The 3174-nt window shown below is 74.1% G+C and carries 4 protein-coding genes; all 4 read left to right on the forward strand.

From position 1 onward, the window contains the following. On the forward strand, positions 1-414 hold a 414-nt coding region (locus IE249_RS36420; RefSeq protein WP_229857688.1), incomplete at its 5' end, for a serine hydrolase. A gap of 38 nt (positions 415-452) precedes the next feature. Further along, positions 453-1130, forward strand: coding sequence for an AIM24 family protein (locus IE249_RS06275; RefSeq protein WP_189703765.1), 678 nt, complete (start codon positions 453-455; stop codon positions 1128-1130). A 112-nt stretch (positions 1131-1242) separates the two neighbouring features. Next, positions 1243-2310 (forward strand): tetratricopeptide repeat protein, encoded by a 1068-nt coding sequence (locus tag IE249_RS06280; RefSeq protein WP_189703766.1) that lies wholly within the window; start codon positions 1243-1245, stop codon positions 2308-2310. After that, the coding region (locus IE249_RS06285) for a polyprenyl synthetase family protein (RefSeq protein WP_229857691.1) at positions 2307-3174 on the forward strand (868 nt) is incomplete at its 3' end. The genes IE249_RS06280 and IE249_RS06285, both read left to right, overlap by 4 nt.

Consider the following 3174-nt stretch of genomic DNA (forward strand, 5'->3'; position numbering starts at 1 on the left):
GTCTCCTGGGCGCAGAGCGCGGGCGCCCTCATCTCCTCCGTCCGCGACCTGGACACCTTCCTGTCGGCCCTGCTCGGCGGACGCCTGCTGCCCGCCGCGCAGCTCGCCGAGATGGAGCGCTGGATCCCGGCGGGCACGGCACAGGCCTACGGCCTCGGGCTGCGCCGGCGCGACCTGTCCTGCGGGGTGTCGGTGTACGGGCACACCGGCGCCGTCCAGGGCTTCTACACCTACGCGTTCGCCTCCAAGGACGGCCGGCGCAGCCTGAGCGCGGTGGTGAACACCTCCAACAACGGCGCGGTGCACCTGACGATGCTGCGCACTCTGGAGTCGGCGTTCTGCGGCAAGAAGGCGAAGACGCGCGAGGCGGTCCCGGCCGACGGGCGGGCGGTGGTGAACGACTTCGCCCGGTGATCTTGGCGGAACGGCCCCCTCCGGGCCACGATGCCCGCATGAAGGGTGATCTCTTTTCCAGTGAGCACATGGTGGGGCCCGCGACCGCGCCGGGCATGTCCGTCGAGAACGCCAAGTGCCTGAAGTACACGGTGAACGGTGAGATGTTCGCCCGCCAGGGCTCGATGGTGGCCTTCCGGGGCGGCCTGCAGTTCGAGCGCAAGGGGCAGGGCGTGGGCGGCATGCTCAAGCGCGCGGTCACCGGGGAGGGGCTGCCGCTGATGGCCGTGCGCGGACAGGGCGAGGCCTGGTTCGCGCACGAGGCGCAGAACTGTTTCATGGTGGACCTCGAGGCCGGGGACGAGTTCACCGTCAACGGGCGCAACGTGCTGTGCTTCGACTCCTCGTTGTCGTACTCCATCAAGACGGTGAAGGGGTCGGGCATCGCGGGCGGGGGCCTCTTCAACAGCGTGTTCACCGGGCAGGGGCGGCTGGGCCTGGTCTGCGAGGGCAACCCGCTCGTCATACCCGTCGGCCCGCAGCAGCCGGTGTACGTCGACACCGACGCGGTGGTCGGCTGGACGGCCCGGCTGCGGACCTCGCTGCACCGCTCGCAGTCGATCGGCTCGATGCTGCGCGGAGGTTCCGGCGAGGCGGTGCAGCTGATGCTGCAGGGCGAGGGGTGCGTCGTCGTCCGGCCCAGCGAGGCAACCCCGCACAAACCCCAGCAGAATTGAGGGAGTTGAGCGCTTGAGCGAAGGTGATCTGCGTCGCACGGGCAACCACGGCGGCCGAACCCGCGTCTCGCTATACACACCAGGTATACGTGTTGTGTATAGAAAGGTACGCATGTACGGCAAGGCATTCGCCCCGGAATACCAGGGCGCCCTCACCTCCCTGTCCGTCAACTCCTCCCTCGACGACGTGCTGGCCGCCGGCCGCGAGCAACTGGCGGCCGCCGAACGGACCGGGCGGCGCGCGGAGGCGGCGCGCTCCGGACTGGCCGTCGCCGAGGCGCACCGCCGGCTCGGCCAGGTGCGGGAGGCGGACCGGGCCTGGAAGGCCAGTTACCGGGCCGCCCGGGACGCAGGGGACACGGCGGCGATGGCCTGGGCGCTGTGGAGCGGCGGCACGCTGGCCCGGCAGCGCGGAGCGTTCGCACTGGCCTGGCGGCTGCTCGGACTCGCCGCCGAACTCGGCGAGCGCGGCGGGGACGTGGTCGTACGCGGCTACTCGCTGGCCGGGCTCGCCGAGACCGGCCGGATCCAGGGCGACTACGAGGCGGTGGGCCGGCTGCACGAGCAACTGCTCGCCGAGGCCCGCAGGCGCGGAGAGGCACGGCACACCGTGTGGGCGCTGGAGGGCATCGCGCAGATGCACCGCAACACCGGGTCCTACGACACCGCCTACGCGATGTTCGAGGAGGCGGCCGCGATAGCCGGGGACGCCGACGACCGGCGCGGCCACGCCTGGGCGCTGCGCGGGCTCGCCGACGTCGTCTCCGTGCGCGACGGCGACACGGAGCGGGCGCTGGACCTGCTCACCCGGGCCGAGGAGAGCTGCCGGGCGATGCGGCTGTCGAGCGCGCTGGCGTACAACCACAAGATGCGCGGCAACGTCCTGTACCGCGCCGGGCGTCATGCCGAGGCGCGGGCGATGTACGAGGAGGCGCTGGCGGAGTTCGAGGCGATCGCGGAGCCGCGCGGACAGGCCCTCTCCCGGCTCGGCCTCGCCAAGTGTCTCGCGCACCTCGGCCGCGACCGCGAGGAGACGGCGGCCGAACTCGCCGACCTGGCCCGCACGATGGACCGCATCGGCCTGCGCCACGCGCGGGAGATGGTGCGCCGGGCACAGGAGGAGTTCTGCGACGGGCAGGCGGCGCCCGGATCCGCGGCCTTTGTCCGGGCGGGCCGGTGAGCGCGGTGCCCGCGGCCGCGCCGGTCGCCCCCGCCGTGCCCGAACTGCTGGAACGCTGCCGGGAGTTGGTGCGACCGGCGCTCGGCGAGGCGGTCGGACGGCTGCATCCGTGGGTGGGCGAGATGGCCTCGTACGCCTTCGGATGGTGCGAGGTGGGCGGCGCCCCGGCGGCCGCTCCGGGCGGCAAGGGGGTACGCCAGGCGCTGGCGGTGCTCGGGGCCGAGGCGGCCGGCGCACCCGGCGCGGCCGGGGTGCCCGCGGCCGTCGCGGTGGAGCTGGTGCACACCTTCTCCCTGGTGCACGACGACATCATGGACGGCGACGCGACACGGCGACGCCGCCCCGCCGTATGGAAGGCCTACGGCACCGGACCCGCGGTCCTGGCCGGCGACGCCCTGTTCGCACTCGCCGTGCAGACGCTGGCCGCGGCCCCGGCCGGCCCCGGGGCCCTGCGCCGGCTGTCCGCGACCCTCGCCGACCTGCTGCGCGGCCAGGCCGACGACCTGCTGTTCGCCACCCGGCCCTGGACCGGACCCGGGCGGGTGCCGCTCGCGGCGTACCGGACGATGGCCGCGGACAAGACCGGTTCGCTGCTGGGCTGCGCGGCGGCGCTGGGCGCGGTGCTCGGCGGGGCGCCGCCCGCGACGGCCGACGCGCTGGACCGCGCCGGACGGCACCTCGGGGTCGCCTTCCAGATCGTGGACGACGTGCTGGGCCTGTGGGGCGACCCCGCGGTGACGGGCAAGCCGGTCCACGCGGACCTGCGCGAGCGCAAGAAGACCTACCCCGTGCTGGCCGCCCTCGAGGCGCCCGGCCCGGACAGCCGGCGCCTGGCCGCCCTGCTGGAGTCGGACGGCGACCCGG

The organism is Streptomyces anandii JCM 4720 (assembly GCF_014650655.1).
Lineage (GTDB): Bacteria > Actinomycetota > Actinomycetes > Streptomycetales > Streptomycetaceae > Streptomyces > Streptomyces anandii.

Excerpts from the sequence above, each read along its gene's own strand:
- IE249_RS06280 (WP_189703766.1), top strand. The coding sequence starts at position 1,243 with ATGTACGGCAAGGCATTCGCCCCGGAATACCAGGGCGCCCTCACCTCC.
- IE249_RS06275 (WP_189703765.1), top strand. The coding sequence starts at position 453 with ATGAAGGGTGATCTCTTTTCCAGTGAGCACATGGTGGGGCCCGCGACC.